This is a genomic window from Rhodococcus artemisiae (genome assembly GCF_036327795.1).
Classification (GTDB): Bacteria; Actinomycetota; Actinomycetes; order Mycobacteriales; family Mycobacteriaceae; genus Rhodococcus; species Rhodococcus artemisiae.
In genome coordinates this window covers 1-24477 of sequence record NZ_JAUTXY010000022.1, presented here as the reverse complement: position 1 = coordinate 24477, position 24477 = coordinate 1, and the positions used below count along the sequence as shown (strand labels likewise).

The following is a 24477-nucleotide window of genomic DNA, read 5'->3' as shown; positions in this document are numbered from 1 at the left end:
CGCGCCAACGGGATCAGGCCAGTAACCGGTCCGAGGACGCGGTTGATGACTGTGCAAGTCTTCTCCAGCGTAGCGGAGTCCCCTAGGGACGCGTGTCTCTACTCCTCATCCTCGGGCCAATTACCTGATGAGGAGGGCCTGATGGCTCCTATCACCAGCGTGTACGGGATTACTGGTTCCGTACCGTTCCTGGATGTCGATGTCACTGTCGACAACAAGTGGTTTCTTGATCCGCGGGCCATTCGACTCCACCAGCGAGCGGATCCCTTCGCGGTCAAGGCGAATGAGTGCACCGAGACGTTCTTCGAGGAAGTCCTCGATTGTGTCGCTCGGGGAGACGTCCGGCGTGGACTGTGGCTTCTTCAGCAGTTTCCCGAGCCATGGGAAACTCGGTTGGGTCTTGCAAAGAGTGGATTCAGCGGCCATGGCGGCGCTAGCGAAGTCGGATCTTGGATCTGGAGGTCACTCAATGAAGACCTCAAGGCCTTCATCGTGCTTGGTCTTTTCAAAGAGATCGAGGAGTTGCCACTCTTCATAGAGGGCATCGACAAGGACATCACATCGGACATCACGACGCGTATCATTTTCGATGCGCTGGCTGAGTTCACGTCCTACACGGTGGATCAGTACCCGGAGTTCACGTCGGGTGGGCATCGGGTAGAGACGTTCGGGTGCCAGGCTTGGGATTCTTCCACTCGCGGCTGGGTCGTCAAGGCGTTCGAGCTTCCAGTTGCGGCTGACAAACCTCTACTTCTCGTTCCCCAGGGTTGGGCGCGTCAGAATCTGCTGATGTCCGCCTCTCGCTACTACGAGACGAAGGTACTGGGTTATGCCCAGCTCGAGCGGGCGGTACCACTGAGCACGGGCAAGCTGCTCAAGATTCCGAAGGATCGGTTGAAAACTGTTCCGGGGCTTGGACGCGGCCGAGTCACCAATCTCGATGTCACTCGTCGGGCGCATGAGAACAACAACGATCTCATCGCGGAGTTCAAGCAGTTCGTCGACATGAAGTGGACACCGCACGACGACGGTCGGCATATCGCGTAGGACTGGTGTCGCGGCGGGCCAACAGCCCGCCGCGACACTTTGCTAAGGCCAAGCCGACATTGGCGAATCACGCAGCTTTCAGTCAATCGTGAGTGAATCGTTGATCTCATCGTTTCGATCCGAGCAGCCCGATCGCGCCGGTGACCCATCGCTTCGATGCTGACGGTGGCCACCCTCTGGATCAGCTCGGAATGCAACGCGGATTGTCATGCTCATCGCATCAATTGTTCGGGTCATCGACGATCCCAGAGTCCTTATTGGTGGTCACCTAAGAGTGTGCTCGGCATCGACCACCCTGACGGTGCCGGACTTGCTGCGCATCACAATCGACTGAGTACCGGCCCGGCTCCCCCCGAAGTAACGCACTCCACGCAGCAAGGCCCCATCGGTGATGCCGGTGGCGGCGAAGAACACGTTGGTTCCACCCACCAGATCCATGGTGTGCAGGACCCGGTCCGGGTCGTGCCCAGCAGCGTGCACCTGTGCGCGTTCGGTGTCGTTGCGCGGGGCCAGGCGGGCTTGGATCGCCCCACCGAGACACCGCAGGGCGGCCGCGGCGAGAATACCTTCGGGAGTACCACCGACCCCCATGGCCACCTCGATCCCCGAACCGGGACGGGAAGCCGCGATCGCGGCGGCGACGTCCCCATCGGGCAGCAGCCGGATCTGTGCGCCGGTACTGCGGATCTGTTCGACCAGCTCGGCGTGCCGCGGCCGGTCGAGCACGGCCACAGTCAGATCCGCCACCGCGCTGCCCAGTGCGGCGGCGACCCGGGTGATGTTCTCGGCCGCTGGGGCGGTGATGTCGACGACGTCGGCCGCAGCCGGACCGACGGCGATTTTGTCCATGTAGAACACCGAGGTGGGATCGAACATGGCGCCGCGTTCGGCGACCGCGACGACGCTGAGGGCATTGGGTGCGCCGGTAGCCATGAGGGTGGTGCCTTCGACCGGGTCGACCGCGAAGTCGCACTCCGGTCCAGTACCGTCGCCGACCTGCTCGCCGTTGAACAGCATCGGCGCTTCGTCCTTCTCGCCTTCACCGATGACCACGACACCGCGCATAGCCACGGTGGCCAGCATCGCGCGCATCGCATCGACAGCGGCACCGTCGCCGCCTTCCTTGTCGCCGCGGCCGACCCACCGCCCGGAGGCCAGGGCGCCGGCTTCGGTGACGCGGACCAATTCCAGGGCGAGATTACGGTCCGGGCGCTGTTCGGCCGGGGCTGCGGTGGGACTCATGACAGGTGTTCTCCTCGGAAGTGGGTTTCGATAGCTCACGGAAACTCGGGGTGCCTGTCTGCCGGTGAGGCTCGAGGTCAAGGGTGCTGATAGATGTCGGGAATGCCATCGTGGTCGTCGTCGCGGGTTTCGCGTTCGGCCAGGACGCGGTGGGCGCGGTTGCGGATGCGCAGCGCGATCGCGGCAAGCACGGCCGCGATGATGGTGCCGGCCAGCACGCCGATCTTGACGTGGTCGCTGCGCAGCGGGTCACCGGCGAAGGCAAGTTCTCCGATGAGCAGGGAGACGGTGAATCCGATGCCGCCGAGCAGTGCCACTGCGGCGACATCGAGCCAGGTCAGTCCGTCGTCGAGACGAGCCTTGGTGAATTTCGCAGTCAGATAGCTGGCACCGGTGATGCCGACCACCTTCCCGATCACGAGTCCGGCGACGATACCCAGCGCGACGGGATCGCCCAGGGTATCGAGGAAACCGCTCAGACCACCGACAGTCACTCCAGCAGCGAAGAACGCGAACACCGGCACGGCCACCCCGGCGGAGAAAGGACGGATGCGGTGCTCGAAATGTTCCGCCAGGCCCGGTCCGGCTTCCGGGCCACCGGCGGCGGCGCTGCGCACGACCGGGACGGTGAAGCCGAGCAGCACCCCGGCGACGGTGGCGTGCACCCCGGATTCGTGGACCAACCACCAGGTCACTGCCGCCAGGGGAATCAGGATCCACCACGAGCGGATCCGTTTCTGCGCCGCGAATCCGAACGCGGCCAGCGGCAGGAGCGCCAGTGCGAGGTAGGTGAAGTTCAGGTCGTCGGTGTAGAACACGGCGATGACGGTTACGGCGAGCAGATCGTCGACCACGGCCAAAGTGAGCAGAAAGGTGCGCAGAGCCAGGGGTAGGTGGGAGCTGACCACAGCAAGGATCGCTACCGCGAAGGCGATATCGGTGGCGGTGGGAATGGCCCAGCCGTTCAGTGCGCCGTCCCCGGTGCGCCAGTTGATCAGGACGAACACCAGCGCTGGCACCGCCATGCCGCCGATCGCGGCCATGATCGGGAGTGCAGCGCGGTGCGGATCGCGGAGGTCGCCCGCGACGAATTCGCGTTTGAGTTCGAGGCCGACGACGAAGAAGAACACTGCCAGCAACCCGTCTGCCGCCCAGACCGACAGCGGCAGGTCCAGGTGCAGCGCAGCCGGTCCGACGGTAACCTCGCGCAGCGAGTGATATGCCTCGGACCAGGGGGTATTGGCCCAGATCAGCGCGAGCGCCGCAGCGAGGAGAAGCAAGATTCCGCCGACGGTTTCCTTGCGCAGGATCGTGGTGATGCGTCGGGCTTCGGGCCACGATCCGGGTGAGAGCAGGGGTAGACGAGAAAACGGTGTGGTCATCGGGGCACTTCCTGGCGATCCGAACCCTCAGGCGCCGGAGGCAGCAGAGGTCGGTGACGGCGAACCGCCGTGGCGGCGGTTCCTATACCTGCGCACGCCACTACCAGCGCCGAAGACCCTTCATCGCGACATGGGTGCCGGTCGAAGGTCTCGGGTCGGGGTGTGGCTCAGGGCCGAGACGGTGGGCAGCCGGCGAGCTTGCCGTGCGCGTTGGTGCCCCAGGAGGTGGTGTACCCGTTTGTTCCTCCGGGACGGAGATTCTCCTCGAAGTCGAGGTCCCACCGGAGAAGACCCCTGCCTACGCGGCGGGCTGCAGGCGCCGGAGAATTCGATGGTCGCGATCCGGCACGGAAGAGTGTCGGCCGGGTCTGCATAGGATCGATCCTATCGGCTGGTCGTATCGTCGGCGTGGTGCCCCTGCCCGACGGTGCCGCCGCACCGCAAACGTCTCACGGCAGAGGCACCCGGGTAGGGGGCGGACAAGCACACCAAGTGGCTAATGGCTCTCGCCCAGTCGCCCCGAGAGCCGGTCCAGGCGTGCGAGGCTGGCGCCGTCGAGACCGATGATCTCGACATGCTTGCCCTTGGAGGCGTACTTGCGCTGGATCGAATCGAGAGTGGCGACGGTGGAGGCATCCCAAATATCGGCTTGGGTGAGGTCGATGATCACATTCGTCGGATCGTCCACGTAGTCGAACTGGTACACCAGATCGTTGGACGAGGCGAAGAACAGCTCGCCGTGCACCCTGTAGACGCGGGTGTCGACGGTGCCGTCCTGATCGGTGTCGGTGTCGGAGATCTTCTCGATGGTGATCATGTGTGCGACTCGGCGGGCGAACAGCACCATGGCGGTGACCACGCCGAGGATCACCCCGATCGCGAGGTTGTGCGTCACGACGGTGGCGATGACGGTCACCACCATGACGAGGGTTTCGCTGCGCGGCATCAACTTCAGGGTGCGCGGATGAATACTGTGCCAGTCCAGGGTGGCCACCGAGACCATGATCATCACCGCCACCAGCGCGGCCATGGGAATCAGCGCGACGACATCGCCGAGACCGACGACGAGGATCAGCAGGAACACCCCGGCGAGGAACGTCGAGATGCGGGTCCGGGCGCCGGAGACCTTGACGTTGATCATGGTCTGGCCGATCATCGCGCAGCCACCCATGCCGCCGAAGAACCCGGTGACGAGGTTGGCCACACCCTGGCCCCAGCCTTCGCGGGTCTTGTTGGAGTGGGTGTCGGTGATGTCGTCGACGAGTTTGGCGGTCATGAGGGATTCGAGCAGGCCGACCAGCGCCATCGCCATGGCATAGGGCGCGATGATCGACAGCGTCTCGAGGTTGAGCGGTACATCGGGGAAGAAGAGTGCCGGTAGGGATTCGGGGAGTTCACCTTCGTCGCCGACGTTGGGGATGTCCCAGCCGAAGACGAGCACGGCGGCGGTGAGCAGCACGATCGCCACCAGCGGCGCCGGAATCATCGTGGTGATCTTGGGCAGGAAGAACATCACGGCCAGCCCGACCGCGACCAGCGGGTAGACCAGGATGGGCACATCGATCAGGTGCGGCAACTGCGCGGTGAAGATCAAGATGGCCAGCGCGTTGACGAAACCGATCATCACGCTGCGCGGGATGAACCGCATCAGCTTGGCCACGCCGAGCACCGAGAGCACCACTTGCAGGATGCCGGCGAGGATGACGGTGGCGATGAAGTAGTCGAGTCCGTGCTGCTGGGCAACGGGGGCGATGACCAGGGCAATGGCGGCGGTGGCTGCGGAGATCATCGCCGGACGACCACCGACGATGGAGATGGTCACGGCCATCGTGAAGGAGGCGAACAACCCCACCCGGGGATCGACCCCGGCGATGATCGAGAACGAGATCGCCTCCGGAATCAACGCCAGCGCAACCACGAGACCGGCCAGGATCTCGGTCTTGAGGCGCTTGGGAGAGCGCAGGGCGGCTCGCACCGAGATTGCGGGATCGGTGTCCGCCTCGTGCACGGGCGGAGTGCTGCCGACGGGCGTGGTCACAGGAAGGTCTTCTTTCCAGCGAAGGGATGGGACTACCGGGGCGATGCCCGTGTGCAGACAGAACGGGAACGTCGTGCCCGCAGATCGAGCGGAACTCTACCCTCCCGAGAGGGTAGAGTTCGAATCGCGGGTGCTGCGCCGTTACGGTGGAAGCTCACCGGGGCAGGAAAGAGAGCGGGCAGTGACGATCGAGTCGGGACACATGCAGATCGGGCAGGTGGCCTCGCGCACGGAGCTGTCGATCAAGACCATCCGTCACTACGACGAGCTGGGCCTGGTCACCCCGTCCGCCCGTAGCGCCGGGGGTTTCCGTCTCTACACCGAGGATGACGTGCAGCGGCTGTTGGTGATCCGGCGGATGAAACCGTTGGGGTTCACCCTCGAGGAGATGCGCGAGTTGCTCGACGCCCTCGATGTCATTGCCGACGCCGACGCAGCGCACGAGGCGGTGGCCGCCGCCCGGGTGGTGCTGGCGGGGTTCCATGAGCGCGCGGAGGACAGCTGTACCCGGTTGCGTACCCAGCTTGCGTATGCGGAAGAACTGACGTCCATCCTGAAAACGCACGCCGACTGAACACGACCGCGCAGTCCACAGATACGCAGTGGCGATTGGGTCACCGGCGACAACGACCGCACCGTCCAGGAATTGGCCGCCGACATCGGCGCTTGCGGATCAACGCACTGGTGCCGGACACCGTTCTGCCAGCCGTCCCAACGCGGTGATTCCGACCGGTTCGGCAACGGCGAGTGGGATCACCGCGTGCCGATCGGAGAGTTCGCCCCGGACCATGTCGATCTGCTCGAGTTCGGCGACCGCTCGCCGCTGCAGCAGCGTGGAGGTAGGTTTCGCAGCGGCCAGGGAATTGTTGACCACCCACCCCCACGGTGCGATACCGGCGCGGCGCAGATCATCCTGCAGGCCGGCGGCCTCGAGCACCGGGGTGGTCTCGGCGAGGGTGACCAGGACAATCTTGGTCTGTGCCGGGTCCTGCAGCCGCATCAGCGGGGTGGTGAAGCGCCCGCCGTCGCCCATCTGCCGAGCGATCTCCCGGTGATACGAACCGGTCGCGTCGAGCAACAGCAGAGTATGCCCGGTCGGGGCGGTATCGACGACGACGAACTTGCGACGTGATTCGTGGATGACCTTCGAAAAGGCTTGGAACACCGCGACTTCCTCGGTGCACGGGGAGAGTAGGTCTTCGGCGAGGGTGGCGCGACCGGCCGTATCGAGCCCCGCGCCTTTGGTGGCCAGCACGCGGTCGCGATAGGTCTCGCTCGCCTCACGGGGGTCGATGCGGGAGACCTCGAGGTGGTCGAGTTCCCCGGCGAGAGTCTCGGTCAGATGTGCGGCGGGGTCGGTGGTGGTCAGATGCACGTCGTGGCCACGACGGGCGAGGGCCACCGCGATCGCGGCGGCAATGGTGGTCTTGCCGACCCCGCCTTTGCCCATGCACATCACCAGCCCGTGTCCGTCTGCCTCGATCTCGTCGACCAGGCCCGCCAAGGGGGCGTCGACGACCGTGGCAATCCCCAGATCGGTATTGGCGGCGGACTTCGCCGTCGCAGTGGTGTCGAACAGAGTGCTCAAGGCGTCGAGGCCGACCATGTTGACCGGCTTGAGCTCCACCAGATCAGTGGGCAACGCGGCGATCGCAGCGGGACGATCCGACAGTGCGGTCTGTTCACGCTGGTGCACGGCGGTGGCGAGTGGGTCGGTGTCATCGGCCGGGGCAGGCAGTACGCCGTTGATGACCACATGCTGTCCGGTCATGCCGATCGCGGCGAGTTCGTCGTGGGTGCGGGCGATCTCGGCCAGGGCACCGCGGTTGGCGCGAGCGACCAGCACCAGGCGGGTACGGCCGGGATCCGATAAGGCCTCGACCGCGCCGGCATACATGGCTTTCTGCTTGTCGAGCCCGGCCAGCGGACCGAGACACGACGCGTCGCCCTTGCCGCGGTCGAGAAATTCGGTCCAGTTGCCAGGTAGTTGCAGCAGCCGGATGGTGTGGCCGGTGGGAGCGGTGTCGAACAGCACGTGATCGAACCCGGCGACCCGGTCGTCGGGATCGGTGAGCAGCGAGGTGAATTCGTCGAACGAGGCGACTTCGGTGGTGCACGAGCCGGACAACTGCTCGGTGATCGACGCGATCTCCGCATCCGGTAGCAGTCCTCGAACGGGGCCGACGATGCGTTCGCGGTAGGCGGCGGCGGCCTGCTCGGGGTCGATCTCGAGCGCGGAGAGTCCCGGCACCGCGGGGACCTCGGTGATCGTGTTGCCGATACTCAGACCGAAGACCTGCCCGACGTTCGACGCGGGGTCGGTCGAGACGAGCAGCACCTTCTTGCCGGTCCGGGCCAGGCGCAGCGCCGACGCGCACGCGACCGAGGTCTTGCCGACCCCGCCTTTGCCGGTGAAGAACACGAACCGGGGCGGAGCGGTCAGGAACGTCGGATCGGCAGCCATGAAAGCGAGTACTCCTCGTCGGACGGGTGTCGGCGGGCAGGGGTGCGGGTCTGGGGTGGTCAGCAGCAGGTGGACTCGCCCGGTGTGCAGCAGGGGTCGTTGTCGTCGGCGAGCCCGAGCATGGTCACGCCGGACGGCGGCGCGGCGGCTACCTCGAGGCGGGCCCAGGTGGCGAGTTCGGTGCGGGTCGGGTAGCGGCCGGTAGCCACGGTGACGTCGTCGACGAGCACGAGCGGCAGCCCGTCGGATCCGGCGAGTTCGAGGAATTTCTTGACGGTCTCGTTGTGGGCGAACGAGAGTGGGTCGTTGGCCAGGTTGTGGCGGGTGATGGTGGCGCCCTGCTCGGTCAGCGCGGCCATGTCGGCGGTGAAGGTGACCAGGTTCTGGTCGAGGTCCTCGCCGCACACCCCGGTGTTGCAGCACAGGGCCGGTTCGAAGACTGCGATGGTGCTCATAGGTATCAGGTATTCCTTCAGTGCTCGAGGGCGAACAGAGTTTCCGGGACGAACTCGGTTATCGGGCGTCGGCGTCGGAAAGCAGCCGGGTAGCGAGCTCCTCGACGCGGACGGCGATGTCATCGCGCACCAGGCGCATCCGCTCGATGCCGTCGATGCCGCGCTCGGACGGCTCATCGATGTCCCAGTTCTCGACGACCACACCGGTGGGCGCGTCGACGCGGGCTTCGCCGCCGAGAGTGACCACCAGGTCCACCTCGCCCAGCAGCTGCGGATCGATCGGCTTGGGATACTCGCCCACGGTAGGTGCCCCGACCTCGTCGAGAACCTGCATCGACAGTGCGTTCAGCGACGATCCGGGCGTGGTGCCGGCGGAATGGACAGCGATCCGGTCGCCTGTGGTCTTACGCATGAGGGCGGCAGCCATCTGGGATTTGCCGCCGTTCTTCACACATACGAACAGCACCGAAGCAGTGGGCACGTGGAGGTCCCTTCCCGTTGACGACTGGATTGATAACAGTCAATATAGACGCATGTCGAATCAGCCATCGAGTGAGGCCGAGCCGTGCTGCCCGCCGCTCGCCCGTGAGCCGCTCACCTCGGATTGGGCCACCGACCTGGCCCGCATGTTCAAAGCCCTCGGTGATCCGGTACGCCTGCGCATGCTCAGCATCATCGCCAGCCACCAGGGCGGCGAGAGCTGTGTGTGCGACATCAGCCCCGCGTTCGATCTGTCGCAACCGACCATCTCGCATCACCTCAAGGTGCTGCGTGAAGCCGGACTGCTCGACTGTGAGCGCCGCGGCACCTGGGTCTACTACCGGGTGATCCCCGCCGCCCTCGAGCAACTGTCCGCGGTGCTCGCCACCGAATCCGGGGTGCTGCCCGGATCGGCCTGCACCTGCGCACCGGCCGAACCTTTCGAGGAGGCCGTCTCGTGACCACCGCCACCGAACACCGGTCCGTCGCCGGCAAGATGTCGGTCCTCGACCGGTTCCTGGCCGTGTGGATCGGCATCGCCATGGTCGCCGGCCTGCTGCTCGGCCGACTCATTCCCGGGCTCGGGGACGCGTTGAGTGTCATCGAGATCGACAACATCTCTCTGCCGATCGCGCTCGGCCTGTTGATCATGATGTACCCGGTGCTCGCGAAGGTCCGCTACGACCGCCTCGATACCGTCACGGGCGACCGCAAGCTGTTGATCTCCTCGCTGATCCTCAACTGGGTGCTCGGCCCGGCTCTGATGTTCGCCCTCGCCTGGCTACTGCTGCCCGACCTGCCCGAATACCGCACCGGACTGATCATCGTCGGCCTCGCCCGCTGCATCGCGATGGTCATCATCTGGAACGACCTCGCCTGCGGCGACCGTGAAGCAGCCGCCGTACTGGTCGCGATCAACTCGGTCTTCCAGGTGATCATGTTCGCCGTCCTCGGCTGGTTCTACCTGTCGATCCTGCCGGGCTGGCTCGGACTCGAACAGACCACCCTCGATGTCTCGCCGTGGCAGATCGCCAAATCGGTGCTGATCTTCCTGGGTATCCCACTCGTCGCCGGTTTCTTGACCCGCCACTTCGGTGAAAAAGCCAAGGGCCGCCAGTGGTACGAGGACACGTTCCTGCCGAAGATCGGACCGTGGGCGCTCTACGGGTTGCTGTTCACCATCGTGATCCTGTTCGCGTTGCAGGGCGAACAGATCACCTCGCGGCCGTGGGATGTCGTGCGGATCGCGTTGCCACTGCTCGCGTACTTCATCCTCATGTGGGGTGGCGGGTTCCTGTTCGGTGCGGCGGTCGGCCTCGGTTACGAGCGCACCACCACACTGGCGTTCACCGCCGCGGGCAACAATTTCGAGCTGGCCATTGCCGTGGCGATCGGCACCTTCGGTGTCACCTCCGGTCAGGCGCTGGCGGGGGTGGTGGGTCCGCTGATCGAGGTGCCCGTCCTCGTTGCTCTGATCTACGTTTCGCTGGCTCTGCGGAAGCGGTTCACCCGCTCGCCCGCCCCCGTTGTGTCGTGATGACCGAACGTCAGGAGACGTCGATGTCCCAGCACGCTGCCCAACCGGAACTGCTCATGCCGCAGGCGGTGCTGCACCGCGCCGCCGAACATCTCGCCGAGAAATACAGCGGGGTGTTCTCCCCGCAGACCGTCGAGCGGATGGTGTTCGAGTCGTATGCGGCGCTGCGGCGCACCGCGAAGATCCACACGCATCTGCCGTCGCTGGCCACCCGCTTCGCGGGTGAGCGTCTCACTGCCCTGGCGCAGGCCGAAGGGGCGGTGCCGAAGGATGTGCCGGAGGTGCTGTTCGTGTGCGTGCGGAACAGTGGCCGTTCGCAGATGGCGGCGGCGTTGCTGGCTCATCACGGCGGTGGGCGGGTGCACGTGCGCTCCGCCGGATCGGCTCCAGCGTCGACGATTCACCCTGTCGTGATCGAGGTGATGGCCGAGGTCGGGCTCGATCTCGGCGCCGAATATCCCAAACCCCTGACCGATGATGTGGTGGCAGCCGCGGACGTGGTGGTCACCATGGGCTGCGGTGATGCCTGCGCGGTGTATCCCGGTAAGCGCTACCTCGATTGGTCGCTGCTCGATCCGGAGGACGAGTCGCTGGGCACGGTGCGGGCGATCCGCGACGACATCGACACCCGAGTGCGGGCTTTGCTGGCCGAACTCGACACCGTCTCTGCCTGAATTCTCTTCGAAAGGACGTCTACTTCCATGACCGCAGATTCCTCGACCGACCGCACACCCTCGGTGCTGTTCGTGTGTGTGCACAACGCCGGCCGTTCCCAGATGGCCGCGGGATTCCTCACCGCGCTGGCCGGCGACCGGGTCGAGGTCCGCTCCGCCGGCTCCGCCCCCGCAGACGCGGTGAACCCGGCCGCTGTCGCGGCGATGGCCGAGGTGGGTATCGACATCTCCGCGCAGAACCCGAAGATCCTCACCGTCGATGCGGTGCAGGCCTCCGATGTGGTGATCACCATGGGGTGCGGCGACACGTGCCCGGTGTTCCCGGGCAAGTCGTATCGGGATTGGGTGCTCGAGGATCCGGCCGGGCAAGGGGTGGAGGCGGTGCGTCCGATCCGCGACGAGATCAAAGTCAAGGTCGAGGCGCTGATCGCCGAGATCGTTCCCGACGACGCCCGCGTATGAACCAGGCGGGCTGGCTCTCGCCGGATTCGGGACCGGTCGGGTGCACAGTGATCCTGGTCGAGGTCCACAACCGATGAGCATGATCGACGTCGATGTAGTCGTGGTCGGCGGCGGCCAGGCCGGCCTGGCCGCCGGGTACTACCTGCGTCGGGGCGGGCACGAGTTCGTCATCCTCGACGACCAGCCGGCCCCTGGTGGTGCGTGGCCGCACACCTGGCCGACTCTGCGATTGTTCTCCCCGGCCGAGTACGCGGCCTTGCCAGGGTGGCCGATGCCGCCGTGGCCGGACGGGTTCCCGCCCATCCGGCACGTGATCGAGTATCTGACCGCCTACGAGCAACGCTACGAGCTGCCGATCCATCGACCGGTGCGGGTGCAGACGGTTACCCGCGACGACGACGGAAATCGGCTGCGGGTCGCCACAGGGGAACGGGTGTGGCGGGCACGGCGGGTGATCAGTGCCACCGGCACCTGGCGGCAGCCGTTCTGGCCGATCTATCCCGGCGCCCGCGCCTTCGCCGGCAGACAGTTGCACACAGTGGGGTATCGCACCGCAGGCGAGTTCGCCGGTAAATCGGTGACCGTGGTCGGCGGCGGCAACTCCGCGGCCCAGTTGGTTGCCGAGATCTCGGAAGTCTCCGACACCACGTGGGTTACCACCCGGCCACCGCGATTCCTGCCGGACGATGTCGACGGGCGCGTGTTGTTCGAGATGGCCACACGGCGCGCGATGGCACTGGCCGCCGGGCGTCCGGATCCGGGCGGTATCGCCGACCTCGGGGACATCGTGATGGTCCCGGAGGTCCGCGCGGCCCGAGACCGCGGCGCGTTGACTCCGCTGCCGATGTTCGACCGGCTGACCCGCGACGGCATCCATTGGGACAACACCGGCGAGAGCCGGCACACGGATGTAATCGTGTGGGCCACCGGGTTCCGTCCCGCCCTGGCACATTTACGGCCGCTGCATCTGCGAGAATCCGACGGTTCGATCGCTGTATTGGGCACGCAGGCGATGAAAGAGCCGGCGCTGCACTTACTCGGTTATGGGGACTGGACGGGGCCCGGCTCCGCCACCCTGATCGGGGTCGGGCGCACCGCCAAGTCCGCTGTCGCTGGGCTGGAATGGGACATCTGAGCCGGCGGGCATACCGAAGACGCCTCGCTGAGTTCCCCGAGTCCACAGGATAGCCGCCTCGTTCGCGGCCGATCCCCTCCACACCAGGCGACGTACTCGGAACTGCGGCACAGCAACGCATCGAAGGGGCTACGCGGCGGTGCGGGTCGTGCAGACACCGGGTTCCGACCGGTCACGTACACCACCGGGTTGTGGCGGATCAACGGCCAGTGCCTGGCCCACGCCCAGAACTGCTGGGCCCTCCCCGCGCCACACGTCGAAGCCGTGCGCGATGTCGTCGCTGTAGGAGGCCATCGGGCAGGCCCGTAGCTTCGACCTCGCCGACGGCCCTGCCGCCACCATCACTGCGCAGCCGGCACGATCAGTGGTCGGGGATCTGCCCGGTCACCACGAAGATGATGCGGCGGCTGATTTCGACGGTGTGGTCGCAGAACCGCTCGTAGAACCTACCCAGCAGGGTGATGTTCACCGCCGAGGCCGCCCCATACGGCCAGTCGGCGCCCTTGGTGACGGCGAACAGATCCCGCAGCAGCGCATCCATCCGGTCGTCGGAGGCGATCAGCTGCTCGGCAGCATCCGTGTCCCGGTGCCGCAGCACCTCCTGGGCGGCCTCGGACTGCGCCCGGGCGGCCTTGCCCATGTCGCCGAGTATTGCGCGCAGCTCCTCGGGCACCACCGCGGCAGGGTGATGCATGCGCGCGACCTCGGCGATGTGCGCGGCCAGGCTGCCCATGCGGCGCAGATCGGCGATGTTGTGCAGCCCGCTGATCAACACCCGCAGATCTCGCGCCACCGGGGACTGCAGTGCCAGCAACGTCAGCACTCGACGATCGAGGTCACGCGAGCGGGCATCGATATCCGCGTTGACCTCGTTGGTCCGATCGGCCGCGGCCGGATCGAGGTCGAGCAGCGCGCAGGTGGCCTGCTCGATGGCCACCGCGGTCAGCCCGCACACCTCGGCCAGCTCCGCTCGTAGCTGACCGAGTTGATTGTCGAACGACTCCCTCATGACCGCACTCCTTGATCCGCCGGCCTCGAGCGCGTGCTCCGGGGATCTCCGGGATCCTCTGACTACGACATTCATACCCCGAGGGGTGCGATCCACACCTCGAACTGTCAGATTCGTGTGAGGCCGTACGCCCAAGCACCATGGCCCGGCCGTGCCGTCGAGCGGGACCACGGCCCTGTACAGGAGTCGACATCGTGGCAGGGCGAGGCCCTCCCCGAGGTGTCATCCGACCGTCCGTCGATATCCACACACCGTTCATCCGTCGTTTCCCCGTTGCGCGTTACCTACCTCTCGGGCAGAGGTCCCTCACTACCGGAGGGTCGGCTCCGCGCCGCTCGAATGCGGGGAATGAAGGTCGGGTGGCAACAGAAATGGAGTTCGTGCATCGGGTGGTGCGCTGGCTACGGGCCGGCTATCCACCCCATGCCGATCGCCGCGGCTATTCGCCGTTGGTGGCGTTGTACGGGCAATTGCTCACCGACGAGCAGGTCGACCGCGCCGCCCGTGCCGTGCTCGCCGCCACGGCCGGGCCGATCACCGACATCGAGGTTCACGTGGCGATCAGCACGATCACCGAGGAGTTGCCGCGGCCCCGGGACGTGCAGCGGGTCAAGAACCGGATCGCGCAGATCACCGGACCGAACGCCGAGAGCTGAACCATCGGGCCGGACCGGCGTCCGCTCCCCTGGACAGCGTCGGAAATGCACATCCGTCATTGGCCCACAGTTCACGGCAAGGGCGCATTCTCCTGGTCTGGGCCTCGTACGGTGTCCCGGATTCCGCCCTCTGGTGAAGGAGTATCCGTGGTTCTGCACCCGCTTTCGCTGTTCGTCACGCACGACGGACGTTCGTCCCGGCAGTCGATCACCTGCAAGTACAAGTGCGGTGATGCGTGCGCGCATCCGGTGCCGAACACCTCCGAGGGGCAGTACTTCGGTGATCTGGCCCGGGCGTCGCTGTCCCGGCGTGGGGTGCTGCGCGGTGGTGCACTCACGGTCCTGGCCGTCGGCGGTGTCGGGGCGTTGGCGGCCTGCTCGGACGATGCTTCGGCCGGCAGTGGCGGGCAGATCACCGACCCCCTGGCCGCCGATCCGGCGATGCCGGGCACGAATTTCGAGCCGGTGGCGCCGAACACCGACGATGCGGTGACGGTGCCGACCGGCTACGAGCAGCAGGTGGTGATCCGGTGGGGTGAGCCGATCGTGGCCGGGGCCGCGGCGTTCGATGCGGGTAACCAGAGCGCGGCCGCGCAGGAGCAGCAGTTCGGCTACAACTGTGACTTCGCCGGGTTCGTGCCGGTGGAGGGTACCGCGCAGCGGCAGTTGATGATCGTCAACCACGAATACACCACCGAGCCGTTGATGTTCGCCGGCTACGACGCCGCCAATCCCACCGAGGAGCAGGTGCGCATCGCGTGGGCGGCGCATGGGCTCAGTGTGGTCGAGGTCGAAGGACGCTCCGAGGACGGCCGGCTCGACCCGGTGATCGGCAGGTACAACCGGCGTATCACCGCGACCACGCCGATGGCGTTCACCGGTCCCGCCGCCGGGTCGGCGCTGCTGCACACCACCGCCGATCCGGCCGGCACGACCGTGGCCGGCACACTCAACAACTGCGCCGGTTGCATCACTCCGTGGGGCACGGTGCTCTCGGGCGAAGAGAACTTCCACCAGTATTTCGGTCACGCCGACCGCGTCACCGACCCGGCCGCCACCGCGCACCTCGAACGGTACGGGTTCGCCGACGGGGAGAGCGAACGCAAGTGGGAGCGTTTCGATGCCCGCTTCGATCTGGGCCGGGAGCCGAACGAGGCGAACCGGTTCGGGTACATGGTCGAGATCGATCCGTTCGATCCGACGTCGGTGCCGGTCAAACACACCGCCCTGGGCCGGTTCAAGCACGAGGCGGCCAACATCTACGTCACCGACGACGGCACGGTGGTCGCCTACAGCGGCGACGACGAACGCTTCGAGTACATCTACAAGTTCGTCTCGTCGAAGACGATCCAGCCCGGCGCCGGGCAGGGGGCGACCCGGGAGAACATGACGATCATGGCCGAGGGCACCCTCTACGTCGCCCAGATCACCGGCAATTCCCCGGCCGAGCAGATCGACGGCAGCGGCGCCGTGCCCGAGGACGGCCGCTTCGACGGCACCGGCCGGTGGATCCCGCTGCTGCGCACCCTGCCCGGCGGGCGGGGTGAGTCGCTGGTCGAGGGCATGAGCGCCGAGGAGGTGGCGGTGTTCACCCGCGAGGCCGCCGACCGGGCCGGTGCGACGAAGATGGATCGGCCCGAGGATTCGCGGCCGAACCCGACCACCGGCAAAATTTATATCGCGTTGACCAACAACACCCGCCGCGGCACCGACGGCAATCCTGCCGCGGACGAGGCCAATCCGCGCAACGAGAACAAGAACGGTCAGGTCATCGAGATCACCGACGACCACACCGGCACCGAGTTCACCTGGGAGTTGCTGCTGGTGTGCGGGGATCCGCAGGCCGCGGACAGTTATTTCGGTGGGTTCGACAAGTCCGCGGTCAGCCCCATCTCCTGCCCGGACAACGTCGCCTTCGATGACCACGGCAATCTGTGGATCTCCACCGACGGCAACGCCCTGGGCTCGAACGACGGGTTGTTCTCGGTGGTGCTCGACGGCGAGCGACGTGGCGAGACCAAGCAGTTCCTCACCGTGCCGATCGGGGCGGAGACCTGCGGGCCGAACATCGGGGAGACGCGGGTGGTGGTGTGCGTGCAGCATCCGGGTGAAAGCGATGACGCCACGCTCGACAATCCGCTCTCGCACTGGCCCGACGGCGCCGGCACGGTGGCGCGGCCGTCGGTGATCTCGGTCTGGCGCGACGGTGGGCGGATCGGGATCTGACCACCTGCCCTGACCTGCCCGGCAGCGGCGGGCAGGTCAGGGTCCGGGTCTGATGCGCCACTGCCAGCCCGGCAGTGCTTCGAGCTCGGCGATCCGCTCGGCGGGCAGGGTGTGCCGCTGGTATTGCTGTCGGCGGGTATGCACCCACTCGCCGACCGGATAGCCGTCGAGCACCTCGGCGCGGGGCACACGCGTATGCCCGTGGGCGGCGCGATAGGCCTCGAGTGCGGCCATGCCCTGTTCCCATCTCTGCTGCATCGGGTTCCACATCCAGCCGGGCAACGACTCGAGTTCGGTGACCTTGTCCGGCGTCAACCGTCCTGCGCGGAACTCTTTGCGGCGGTGGGCCACCCACAGGCCCAGACGCAGACCGTCAGCGTCGACGTAGTGCTGGCCCGGGCTCGCATGGCCGTTCTTGTCGACGAATCGGCGGAGTGCGGCCATCCCGGTGCGCCAGCTGCCGTCGGCTCCGCCCCACCGCCAGCCGGGCAGCGCTTCGAGGGCACCGATGCGGTGTTCTGCCAGCCTTCCGGATCGGAGGTCCTCCCGGCAGCGGTTGACCCACTGTCCCAGCGCGAAACCGTCCGAGGTGCGCAAGCTGCGCGGGATATCGGCGGTGCCGTGTTCGGCGGCGTAGCCGGTCAGCAGAGTCAAGCCGTGGTGCCAGCGGTGCTCGCCCGGATCCCACACCCAGAACGACAGTTCCCGGAGCAGGGCGGTGCGGTACGGATGCAGAGTGCCGGCGGCGAACGCGTCGCGTTGCAGCCGTGCCCACTGTTCGAGCGGAGGTTCGCACTGTTCGAGGTAGTTGTCGCACAGGTCGGTCTCGGCCGAGCATTCTGTCCAGGCCAGGTACCACGCCCGCCAGGATGTGGGCAGTGTCGGCCCCCAGGACCAGCCGGGCAGGGCCTCGAGCACGGCGATCTTGTCGGGGTCGAGGGTCGCGTCCCAGTAGTCCGCTCGGATCTGCGACACCCAGGCTCCGAGCGGGAAGCCGCCCACGTGTACGGAGCGGGGTGGATCGGCGGATCGGCGGGCCTCGATGTATCTGCGCAGGGCGGCGTGTCCGGCGTCCCATCGGTCCATCCCGGACTCCGGAGGTTCTACGGACACAGCGAGGGGGCCAGCCGGTAGCCGCGGCCCCGCACGGTGCGGATCAGTTGCCCGTGGTCGGGGTCGTCGCCGAGCTTGTCGCGCAGGCGTTTGACGTGGACGGCGACGGTGTTGGTGGCGGTGGGCTGACCCCACACCACCGAGGCGATCTCGTCGGCCGCGACCACGGTGCCGCACTGGTCGATCAGGAACATCAACAGATCGAACTCGCGGGGGGTCAGCACGACCTCGCGGCCGTGCAGTCGTACTTCACGGCGGTGGCTGTGGACCGTGATCGGGCCGGCCACGACGATCGCTGCCGTCGGTGACGGCGCGGCGAGCCCGAGGAAGGCGGTGACGACCGCGCTGTCGTACGGACGGGTGATCACCGCCGAACCACCGGCGTGCAGGCACTGCTGTGCCCGGCTGCGATCGGCCGAGTCGGCGCCGACCAGGATCGGCACGTGCGTGTGCTCGCGCACCGTCGCGATGACCCGTCCGGTGGTGACGACCCCGTCGATGCGGTCGGCGAGGATCAGCACCGTCGGGGGGACCGCGCCGACCTCGTACAACGCCGAGGCCCCGTCACGGCACCAGCGGATGCGCACGCCCAGGTGCTCGGTGGCGTCGATCAGCGACGCCGCGATCTGTGGATCCGATTCACACAACACGACCGTGGACGGCGGCCGATTCCTCCCGAACGGCCCCGACCCGGTCGTCGTTGACCGTGTCACATCGGTCAACCCACTCTCCTTCCCCCGAGACACCCGTCCCCCTCGTAGCGCAACGAAGCCCAACCGCGGTCCCTGCCGGGATGCCGTGGCAGCGGCCGAGAACAGGTCAGCCGAACCGTCCGCTGATGTAGGCCTCGGTACGAGGGTCGGCAGGATTGGAGAACAACTGTTCGGTGCCGTCGAACTCGACCAGCTTGCCCAGGCGATTGCCCTTCTCGTCGGCCTCGGCGGTGAAGAACGCGGTGCGGTGCGACACGCGGGCAGCCTGCTGCATGTTGTGGGTGACGATGATGATGGTGAACTTCTCGCTGAGTTCGACCATCAGATCCTCGATCTTGGCGGTGGCGATCGGGTCGAGCGCCGAGCACGGCTCGTCCATCAAGATCACATCGGGACCGGTGGCGATGGCCCGGGCGATGCACAGGCGTTGCTGCTGCCCGCCGGACAGGCCGGTGGCGTTCTGCTTGAGCTTGTCTTTGACCTCGTCCCACAGCGCGGCACTACGCAGCGCCTTTTCGACGACGTCGTCCATGCTCTCGGGCTTCATGCCGGTGACCTTCGGCCCGTATGCGACGTTCTCGTAGATCGACTTCGGGAACGGGTTGGGCTTTTGGAACACCATGCCGACGCGGCGGCGCAACTCGATCACATCCACCGAGGAGTCGTAGACGTCGATGCCGTGGTACTCGACCGTGCCGTGCACACGTGCACCCGGAACGAGATCGTTCATCCGGTTCAGGCAGCGCAGCACGGTGGACTTGCCGCATCCGGACGGGCCGATCAGCGCGGTGATCTCGTGCCGGATGAAGTTCAGATTCACCCCGTTGACGGCGAGGAAGTCGCCGTAGCTGACCCCGAGATCACGGGTACTCATCACCCCGACCCCGGCTGCGGCGGCACCCTTCTTGGGGGCGTGCGGGGTGCGGTGGCGTTCGAGGCGGGCGAGGAGCTCCTCATCCTGCTCGTCGAACTCTGCCTGCGATGTGTTGCTCATCTTGTCCTGTTTTATCTGTGCCATGGAAAAAGGTCTCCTGTCGTGTCCGGTGGTCACCAACGGCGTTGGAATCGGTTGCGCAACCAGATAGCGATGCCATTCATGGCCAGGAGGATGACCATCAGCAGCAGGATCGTCGCCCACGCCAGTTGCTGGTTCGACAACTCCGGCAGCTTGACCAGGTTGAAGATCTGCACCGGCAGCACCGTGTACCGGTCGAGCAGCCCGTCCGGGTTGACGGTGATGAACACGGTGGCACCGACCAGGAGCAGCGGCGCTGCTTCACCGATGGCACGCGAGAGCGCGAGGATGGTGCCGGTGGAGATGCCAGAGACGGCCGAGGGCAACACCTGCCGCCAGGTGGTTTGCCACTGCGTTGCACCCAACGCGAGGGAGCCCTGGCGGATCTCCTGCGGCACTGCGCGCAGCGCCTCGCGGGTGGTGATGATGATGACCGGCAGGATCAGCAGCGCGAGCGCGACCGATCCGGCGAGGGCGACCGGCCCGATGGAGATGGGGCCGCGCACCACGAACGCCAGGGTCAAGATGCCGTAGATGATGGACGGCACCGCCACCAGGTTCTGGATGTTGAGTTCGATCAGCCGGTTCCACCACTTGGTGTTGTCGGCGTATTCCTCGAGGTAGATGCCGCCGGCAATACCGATCGGCAACGCCAACAGGATCGTGCCGAGCATGACCCACAAGGTGCCGAAGATCGCCGACTGCACACCGGAGGTTTCCGGTGCGAGTCGGGAGGGCTGCTCGGTGATGAGGTTTGCGTCGAACCGGGCCCAGCCTTCGGTGAGGATGACCACCAGAACGGCCAGCAGGAACAGGCAGGCCAGGGCCAGACACGTCCAGAGCAGGGCAGCGAAGGCGCCGCTGCGGACGTTGCTGCGCTGGCCTTTGGCCAGGTCGATCGGCGCGACGCTGTCACGGGTGGTCGTCGAAAGAGACATCAGTAAGCCTGCCTGAACTTGCGCACCATCGAGATGCTGACCATGTTGATCACCAGGGTGATCACGAAGAGCAAGGCACCGACCGCGAACAGTGAGTAGTACACCGGGCTGCCCTGGGGGGCGTCACCGGTGGCGACCTGGGCGATGAACCCGGTCATGGTCTGTGCGCCGACGAGCGGGTTGAACGTGAACTGCGGTTGGCTACCGGCGGCGATCGCCACGATCATCGTCTCGCCGACGGCCCGGGAGATGCCCAGCACGATCGCGGCGACGATGCCCGACAGTGCGGCGGGAAAGACCACGCGCACCGTGGTCTGCATGCGGTTCGCGCCCAGCGCGGAGGATCCTTCGCGCATCGCGCGCGGTACCGCCGACATCGAATCCTCCGACAGCGAGGCGATGGTCGGCACGATCATGAAGCCCATCACGATGCCGGGGGCGAGGTTGTTGAAGATCTGGGCGCCGAGCAGGGTCTGCAGGATGGGGGTGACCATCGTCAACGCGAACACACCGTAGACCACGGTGGGGACGCCGGCGAGGATCTCGAGGATCGGCTTGACGATCCGGCGGACCCGGTCGCTGGCGTACTCGGACAGATACGCCGCCGCGCCCAGACCCAGCGGGACCGCCACCAGCAACGCGATCACGGTGGTGGTCAAGGTACCGGCAACGAGGGGCAGCACGCCCCACTCCTTGTCGGTCCAGGACGACTTCGAGCCGAACCCGGCGGTCCATTCGGTGCCGGTGAGGAACTCGACGATGCTGACGTTCTGGAAGAAGGTGATCAGCGGGAACATCAGCGCCGCCACGATAGCGACGGTGATGGCCACCGACAGCAAAGCCGAGCCGGCAAGCACCATCTGGATGATGCGTTCACCGAGGCGACGGCTCTGCGGGCGTAGATCGACCGGAGACTCGGTCGGCGCGGGGCTCCCCGGGGCAGTGCCCGGGGAACCCGCAGTGATCGGGCCGAACGACATCTAGTTGCCAGCCTTGGTGTTGAGCTCGGCGAGCTGATCCTGAGCGACCTGCACCTGCTCGTCGGTCAGCGGGATGAATCCGGCGGCCTCGACGATCTCGGTGTTGTTCTCGAGGTAGTAGTCGGCGAAGGCCACCGCCTGAGGCTTCTGCAGTGCGGCGTCGGAGACGTAGATGAAGAGCTCACGTGAGAGCGGCTGGTAGGTGCCGTCCTGTGCGGTCTCGGCCGACGGCGCGACGCATCCTTCGCCCCCGTCGATGGCGACGCCCTTGACCTTGTCGGCGTTGGCTTCGAGGTAGGAGTAGCCGAAGTATCCGAGCGCTCCGCGGGTGGCCGAGACGCCCTGAACCGTGACGTTGTCATCCTCGGTGGGGTTGTAGTCGGTGCGGCTGGCGCCCTCTTCCCCGTTGACTGCCTCGGTGAAGTAGTCGAAGGTGCCCGAGTCGGAGCCGGCGCCGAACAGCTGCAGCGGCTCGTCCGGGAACGACGGGTCGACCTGGTTCCAGTTGTTGACGGTCGAATCCGGCGCCCAGATGCTGTTGAGCTGCTCGACGGTCAGGCAGCTTGCCCAGTCGTTCTCGTTGTTGACCACGACGCTGAGGGCGTCGTTGGCGACGGTGAGCTGACTGTAGGCGATGTTGTTCTGCTCGCAGATGGCGATCTCGGAATCCTTGATCGGCCGAGACGCGTTGGAGATGTCGGTCTCACCTGCACAGAACTTCTCGAATCCACCGCCGGTGCCGGACGTGCCGACGGTGACGTTGGTGTCCGGGTTCTGCCCCATGAATAGCTCGGCGGCGGCCGAGGAGAGCGGTTCGACCGTGCTCGAGCCGTCGATCACGACCGGCCCGGAGATCGAGTCCCCGTCAGTGCCGGTCGAGTCGTTGTTGCCACCGCAGGCGGCGAGGGTCAGGCCGGCGACCGCAATGGCGACAGCGGCACGTGTCCGCTTCGGAAGGCGGATGGTCACTACAGTCCTCCTGCACAGGTGTCCGGCACGAAAAGGGCCAGATACGAATCGATCGGCCCACCCGTTGTGGACCGAATAGAGCAAACCCGTAGGCACTGAACGGAAGATGAACGCTAAATGACTCCACATGAACGTTTGCAAAGAAAGTTCATGTCGGCGCGTGCGTCCCCCAGACGCGGGAGGCGGGCGGTGTTACGGCCTGCCGAGGTGGCCGACACCGAATTACCCGGTCACCACAAGAAAGAGGGTGCGTCAGCGTCGCTGTGTGGTCGTAGAACCGTCCCACGGTGCGGCGCAGGGCCGTTCATGACAGGTCCGGCTCAGGATCCGAGGGAGTCTCGGCCGGCCCCTCGCGAGGATCGTTCGGCAACCAGTAGGTAAAGAGGTAGGTGCTGATGCCCGCCGTGGTTGTCGGCGACACGGCGTGCAGATGCAATTGGGTCCACCCGGCCACTGCGCGGCTGCGCAGTTCTGTTCCTGCCATCGCGACTGCGTCGACGGCCGGAAGATCGAAAGGGAGATCGAGCGAGAGGTGCCGGATGCCCACTGCCTCAGGGTATCGGCGACCCTGAACCGTAGGGACGAAAAGCCGCGCCCCCTCGAGCCCTCACTGCAGCGCGGGCCGGCTCCCCATTCGGGCAGCCGTCGAAATACCGCAGTGCGATGTCCCTCTACACCCGATTCGCTCTCACTCGTGCTCGGCGGCGGGAACGGCCTCGGAGCGGCGTTCGAGCAGCACCGTGTCGCGCCAGATGCCGTCGAGCCGGCCGATGCGTTCGCGCACACCGACGGTGCGGAAACCCGCCGAATGGTGCAGCGCGAGGCTGGGACGGTTCTCCGGGAAGATCGAGGTCTGCAGCGTCCACAATCCGGCCTGATCGGCGGCGATGACCTGGGCGCGCAGCAGGGCTTTGCCGACGCCGCGCCCGCGCATGCCGTCGCCGACATACACCGAATTTTCGGCCACCCCGCGATAGCACTCGCGGTTCGACACCGGGCTCAAGGCTGCCCAGCCGACGACCTGACCGTCGATCTCGGCGACCCAGCGGTGCTCGGGCAACCACTGGTGCTCGAGGTGGTCGCGGCTGGGGACTTCGGTGGTGAACGTCGCGGCGCCGGTGGCGATGCCGTCGGCGTAGATGCGGCGCACCGCCGCCCAGTCACCGCCTGCGAGTGGGCGCACGGCCACGTCGGCGGGGACGTCCTCGGGGCAGCACGGGCGGGCGGTGAGCACCCCCATGACCGCGTCGGCGGCACTGGGCAGGTCGCTGCAGCAGCTCGGGTTGATCCGCACCACGGTGCTGGTGCCCTGTTTGTCGGTGGTGACGAAGCCGACGTCGGCGAGCTTGCGGACGTGATGGGAGATGGTGGGCTGGCCGATCCCAAGCCTGTCGGCGAGCTCGCCGACGGTGATGCCGGACGGATGCGCGGCGACGTGGTGCAGCAGCCGCACCCGGGTCGGCTCGGCCAGGCAGGCGAACCACCCGGCGTAGGTGGCCGCGTCCTGCGGGCTCAGGGCGTCGAGGTCCATCTCCGCGCCGGGGGCAACCATGGTCGGTACGCCGAGTGCTGTCATACCCCCACTATATCGATCGACATCGATGGTTGCATACATCGACGACCATCGATACTCTGACAGCAGCTTAGATCGATACCCATCGATGAAAGGATCTGTCATGAGCGAGTTGCCCGTCGTCGTCGTCGGAGCCGGACCGATCGGCCTGGCCGCCGCCGCCCACCTGCGCGAACGCGGCCTCGAACCGCTGGTGCTCGAACGCGGCAACGGCGCCGGAGCCGCCATCGCACAGTGGCACAGCGTCCGCACCTTCTCCCGCTGGGCCGAACTGATCGACCCCGCCGCCCGCCGCCTCCTCGACACCACCGGCTGGACCGCCCCCGACGACGACGCCTACCCCACCGGCCAGGACTGGACCGGGCAGTA

26 protein-coding genes are annotated in these 24477 nt (G+C 66.5%); 10 read left to right on the top strand and 16 right to left on the bottom strand.

All coding sequences use genetic code 11. The annotated features are described in order from the left end of the window. Positions 1-141 precede the first annotated feature (141 nt). Positions 142-1047, top strand: a complete 906-nt coding sequence (locus tag Q7514_RS30180) for a hypothetical protein (RefSeq protein ID WP_139282004.1) — start codon at positions 142-144, stop codon at positions 1045-1047. 264 nt (positions 1048-1311) lie between these two features. On the opposite strand, the gene glpX is transcribed toward Q7514_RS30180, so the two are convergent. From glpX to Q7514_RS30165, 3 genes are all read right to left on the bottom strand, one after another. Continuing rightward, a complete protein-coding gene (glpX, locus tag Q7514_RS30175) occupies positions 1312-2289 on the bottom strand; it encodes a class II fructose-bisphosphatase (RefSeq protein ID WP_083583940.1) in 978 nt (325 codons plus the stop codon). Between the two features lie 77 nt (positions 2290-2366). Further along, positions 2367-3671: a Na+/H+ antiporter NhaA gene (gene nhaA / locus Q7514_RS30170; RefSeq protein ID WP_330136937.1), complete on the bottom strand. Its 1305-nt coding sequence runs from the start codon at positions 3669-3671 to the stop codon at positions 2367-2369. 496 nt (positions 3672-4167) lie between these two features. After that, positions 4168-5709, bottom strand: a complete 1542-nt coding sequence (locus tag Q7514_RS30165; protein ID WP_330136936.1) for a SulP family inorganic anion transporter — start codon at positions 5707-5709, stop codon at positions 4168-4170. A gap of 202 nt (positions 5710-5911) precedes the next feature. Between Q7514_RS30165 and Q7514_RS30160 the strand changes: the two genes are divergently transcribed. Further along, a complete protein-coding gene (locus tag Q7514_RS30160; protein WP_330136983.1) occupies positions 5912-6283 on the top strand; it encodes a MerR family transcriptional regulator in 372 nt (123 codons plus the stop codon). 99 nt (positions 6284-6382) lie between these two features. Here the strand turns inward: Q7514_RS30160 and arsA are convergent, their stop codons facing one another. The 3 genes from arsA to Q7514_RS30145 are packed head-to-tail and all read right to left on the bottom strand — an operon-like array spanning position 6383 to position 9109. Beyond that, on the bottom strand, positions 6383-8173 hold the full coding sequence (gene arsA, locus Q7514_RS30155; RefSeq protein ID WP_330136935.1) for an arsenical pump-driving ATPase: 1791 nt from the start codon (positions 8171-8173) through the stop codon (positions 6383-6385). A 59-nt stretch (positions 8174-8232) separates the two neighbouring features. After that, a complete protein-coding gene (gene arsD, locus Q7514_RS30150) occupies positions 8233-8628 on the bottom strand; it encodes an arsenite efflux transporter metallochaperone ArsD (RefSeq protein ID WP_330136934.1) in 396 nt (131 codons plus the stop codon). 58 nt (positions 8629-8686) lie between these two features. Further along, positions 8687-9109 (bottom strand): arsenate-mycothiol transferase ArsC, encoded by a 423-nt coding sequence (locus Q7514_RS30145; RefSeq protein WP_330136933.1) that lies wholly within the window; start codon positions 9107-9109, stop codon positions 8687-8689. 52 nt (positions 9110-9161) lie between these two features. On the opposite strand from Q7514_RS30145, the gene Q7514_RS30140 reads away from it, so the two are divergent. From Q7514_RS30140 to Q7514_RS30120, 5 genes are all read left to right on the top strand, one after another. Beyond that, positions 9162-9569, top strand: a complete 408-nt coding sequence (locus tag Q7514_RS30140) for an ArsR/SmtB family transcription factor (protein WP_330136932.1) — start codon at positions 9162-9164, stop codon at positions 9567-9569. Positions 9570-9604: 35 nt separating this feature from the next. Further along, entirely contained in the window at positions 9605-10645 is a 1041-nt protein-coding gene (gene arsB / locus Q7514_RS30135) for an ACR3 family arsenite efflux transporter (protein WP_330136982.1), read from the top strand. 23 nt (positions 10646-10668) lie between these two features. Next, the gene (locus Q7514_RS30130) at positions 10669-11319 is read left to right on the top strand and encodes an arsenate reductase ArsC (protein ID WP_330136931.1); all 651 of its coding nucleotides are present in this window, start codon (positions 10669-10671) and stop codon (positions 11317-11319) included. A 27-nt stretch (positions 11320-11346) separates the two neighbouring features. After that, entirely contained in the window at positions 11347-11781 is a 435-nt protein-coding gene (locus tag Q7514_RS30125) for an arsenate reductase ArsC (protein ID WP_330136930.1), read from the top strand. Between the two features lie 73 nt (positions 11782-11854). Then, positions 11855-12916, top strand: coding sequence for an ArsO family NAD(P)H-dependent flavin-containing monooxygenase (locus tag Q7514_RS30120; protein WP_330136929.1), 1062 nt, complete (start codon positions 11855-11857; stop codon positions 12914-12916). Between the two features lie 129 nt (positions 12917-13045). Here the strand turns inward: Q7514_RS30120 and Q7514_RS30115 are convergent, their stop codons facing one another. Together Q7514_RS30115 and phoU are read right to left on the bottom strand one after the other, a co-directional pair. Beyond that, entirely contained in the window at positions 13046-13210 is a 165-nt protein-coding gene (locus tag Q7514_RS30115; protein ID WP_330136928.1) for a hypothetical protein, read from the bottom strand. A gap of 67 nt (positions 13211-13277) precedes the next feature. Next, complete coding sequence (gene phoU / locus Q7514_RS30110) at positions 13278-13925, bottom strand: phosphate signaling complex protein PhoU (protein ID WP_330136927.1); 648 nt, start codon at positions 13923-13925, stop codon at positions 13278-13280. A gap of 359 nt (positions 13926-14284) precedes the next feature. Here phoU and Q7514_RS30105 point away from each other — a divergent pair, with 359 nt between their 5' ends. After that, the gene (locus Q7514_RS30105) at positions 14285-14581 is read left to right on the top strand and encodes a DUF3349 domain-containing protein (RefSeq protein ID WP_330136926.1); all 297 of its coding nucleotides are present in this window, start codon (positions 14285-14287) and stop codon (positions 14579-14581) included. A 147-nt stretch (positions 14582-14728) separates the two neighbouring features. Further along, positions 14729-16807 carry a PhoX family protein gene (locus Q7514_RS30100; RefSeq protein ID WP_330136925.1) on the top strand — a complete coding sequence of 693 codons (2079 nt, stop codon included), beginning with the start codon at positions 14729-14731 and terminating at the stop codon, positions 16805-16807. Between the two features lie 36 nt (positions 16808-16843). Here Q7514_RS30100 and Q7514_RS30095 read toward each other — a convergent pair whose 3' ends face one another. From Q7514_RS30095 to Q7514_RS30060, 8 genes are all read right to left on the bottom strand, one after another. Then, positions 16844-17893, bottom strand: coding sequence for a helicase associated domain-containing protein (locus tag Q7514_RS30095; protein WP_330136924.1), 1050 nt, complete (start codon positions 17891-17893; stop codon positions 16844-16846). Between the two features lie 17 nt (positions 17894-17910). Beyond that, a complete protein-coding gene (locus Q7514_RS30090; protein ID WP_330136981.1) occupies positions 17911-18633 on the bottom strand; it encodes a response regulator transcription factor in 723 nt (240 codons plus the stop codon). Positions 18634-18739: 106 nt separating this feature from the next. Further along, the gene (gene pstB, locus Q7514_RS30085; RefSeq protein WP_330136980.1) at positions 18740-19507 is read right to left on the bottom strand and encodes a phosphate ABC transporter ATP-binding protein PstB; all 768 of its coding nucleotides are present in this window, start codon (positions 19505-19507) and stop codon (positions 18740-18742) included. A 173-nt stretch (positions 19508-19680) separates the two neighbouring features. Beyond that, the gene (gene pstA, locus Q7514_RS30080) at positions 19681-20586 is read right to left on the bottom strand and encodes a phosphate ABC transporter permease PstA (RefSeq protein WP_330136923.1); all 906 of its coding nucleotides are present in this window, start codon (positions 20584-20586) and stop codon (positions 19681-19683) included. Further along, complete coding sequence (pstC, locus tag Q7514_RS30075; protein WP_330136922.1) at positions 20586-21566, bottom strand: phosphate ABC transporter permease subunit PstC; 981 nt, start codon at positions 21564-21566, stop codon at positions 20586-20588. The genes pstA and pstC overlap by 1 nt, the downstream gene beginning before the upstream one ends. Beyond that, positions 21567-22535 (bottom strand): PstS family phosphate ABC transporter substrate-binding protein, encoded by a 969-nt coding sequence (locus Q7514_RS30070; protein ID WP_330136921.1) that lies wholly within the window; start codon positions 22533-22535, stop codon positions 21567-21569. A gap of 304 nt (positions 22536-22839) precedes the next feature. Then, positions 22840-23082, bottom strand: coding sequence for a hypothetical protein (locus Q7514_RS30065; protein WP_330136920.1), 243 nt, complete (start codon positions 23080-23082; stop codon positions 22840-22842). 141 nt (positions 23083-23223) lie between these two features. Further along, a complete protein-coding gene (locus Q7514_RS30060) occupies positions 23224-24111 on the bottom strand; it encodes a helix-turn-helix domain-containing GNAT family N-acetyltransferase (protein WP_330136919.1) in 888 nt (295 codons plus the stop codon). A gap of 100 nt (positions 24112-24211) precedes the next feature. On the opposite strand from Q7514_RS30060, the gene Q7514_RS30055 reads away from it, so the two are divergent. Next, positions 24212-24477 (top strand): FAD-dependent oxidoreductase (locus tag Q7514_RS30055; RefSeq protein WP_330136918.1); only part of this gene is annotated, 266 nt, incomplete at its 3' end.

What these genes read in the sequence shown, in the direction of transcription:
- Q7514_RS30180 (WP_139282004.1), top strand. Translation starts at nt 142, where the DNA reads ATGGCTCCTATCACCAGCGTGTACGGGATTACTGGTTCCGTACCGTTC.
- glpX (WP_083583940.1), bottom strand. Translation starts at nt 2,289, where the DNA reads ATGAGTCCCACCGCAGCCCCGGCCGAACAGCGCCCGGACCGTAATCTC.
- nhaA (WP_330136937.1), bottom strand. Translation starts at nt 3,671, where the DNA reads ATGACCACACCGTTTTCTCGTCTACCCCTGCTCTCACCCGGATCGTGG.
- Q7514_RS30160 (WP_330136983.1), top strand. Translation starts at nt 5,912, where the DNA reads ATGCAGATCGGGCAGGTGGCCTCGCGCACGGAGCTGTCGATCAAGACC.
- arsA (WP_330136935.1), bottom strand. Translation starts at nt 8,173, where the DNA reads ATGGCTGCCGATCCGACGTTCCTGACCGCTCCGCCCCGGTTCGTGTTC.
- arsD (WP_330136934.1), bottom strand. Translation starts at nt 8,628, where the DNA reads ATGAGCACCATCGCAGTCTTCGAACCGGCCCTGTGCTGCAACACCGGG.
- Q7514_RS30140 (WP_330136932.1), top strand. Translation starts at nt 9,162, where the DNA reads ATGTCGAATCAGCCATCGAGTGAGGCCGAGCCGTGCTGCCCGCCGCTC.
- arsB (WP_330136982.1), top strand. Translation starts at nt 9,605, where the DNA reads ATGTCGGTCCTCGACCGGTTCCTGGCCGTGTGGATCGGCATCGCCATG.
- Q7514_RS30130 (WP_330136931.1), top strand. Translation starts at nt 10,669, where the DNA reads ATGTCCCAGCACGCTGCCCAACCGGAACTGCTCATGCCGCAGGCGGTG.
- Q7514_RS30125 (WP_330136930.1), top strand. Translation starts at nt 11,347, where the DNA reads ATGACCGCAGATTCCTCGACCGACCGCACACCCTCGGTGCTGTTCGTG.
- Q7514_RS30120 (WP_330136929.1), top strand. Translation starts at nt 11,855, where the DNA reads ATGAGCATGATCGACGTCGATGTAGTCGTGGTCGGCGGCGGCCAGGCC.
- Q7514_RS30115 (WP_330136928.1), bottom strand. Translation starts at nt 13,210, where the DNA reads ATGGCCTCCTACAGCGACGACATCGCGCACGGCTTCGACGTGTGGCGC.
- phoU (WP_330136927.1), bottom strand. Translation starts at nt 13,925, where the DNA reads ATGAGGGAGTCGTTCGACAATCAACTCGGTCAGCTACGAGCGGAGCTG.
- Q7514_RS30095 (WP_330136924.1), bottom strand. Translation starts at nt 17,893, where the DNA reads ATGGACCGATGGGACGCCGGACACGCCGCCCTGCGCAGATACATCGAG.
- pstB (WP_330136980.1), bottom strand. Translation starts at nt 19,507, where the DNA reads ATGAGTACCCGTGATCTCGGGGTCAGCTACGGCGACTTCCTCGCCGTC.
- pstA (WP_330136923.1), bottom strand. Translation starts at nt 20,586, where the DNA reads ATGTCTCTTTCGACGACCACCCGTGACAGCGTCGCGCCGATCGACCTG.
- pstC (WP_330136922.1), bottom strand. Translation starts at nt 21,566, where the DNA reads ATGTCGTTCGGCCCGATCACTGCGGGTTCCCCGGGCACTGCCCCGGGG.
- Q7514_RS30060 (WP_330136919.1), bottom strand. Translation starts at nt 24,111, where the DNA reads ATGACAGCACTCGGCGTACCGACCATGGTTGCCCCCGGCGCGGAGATG.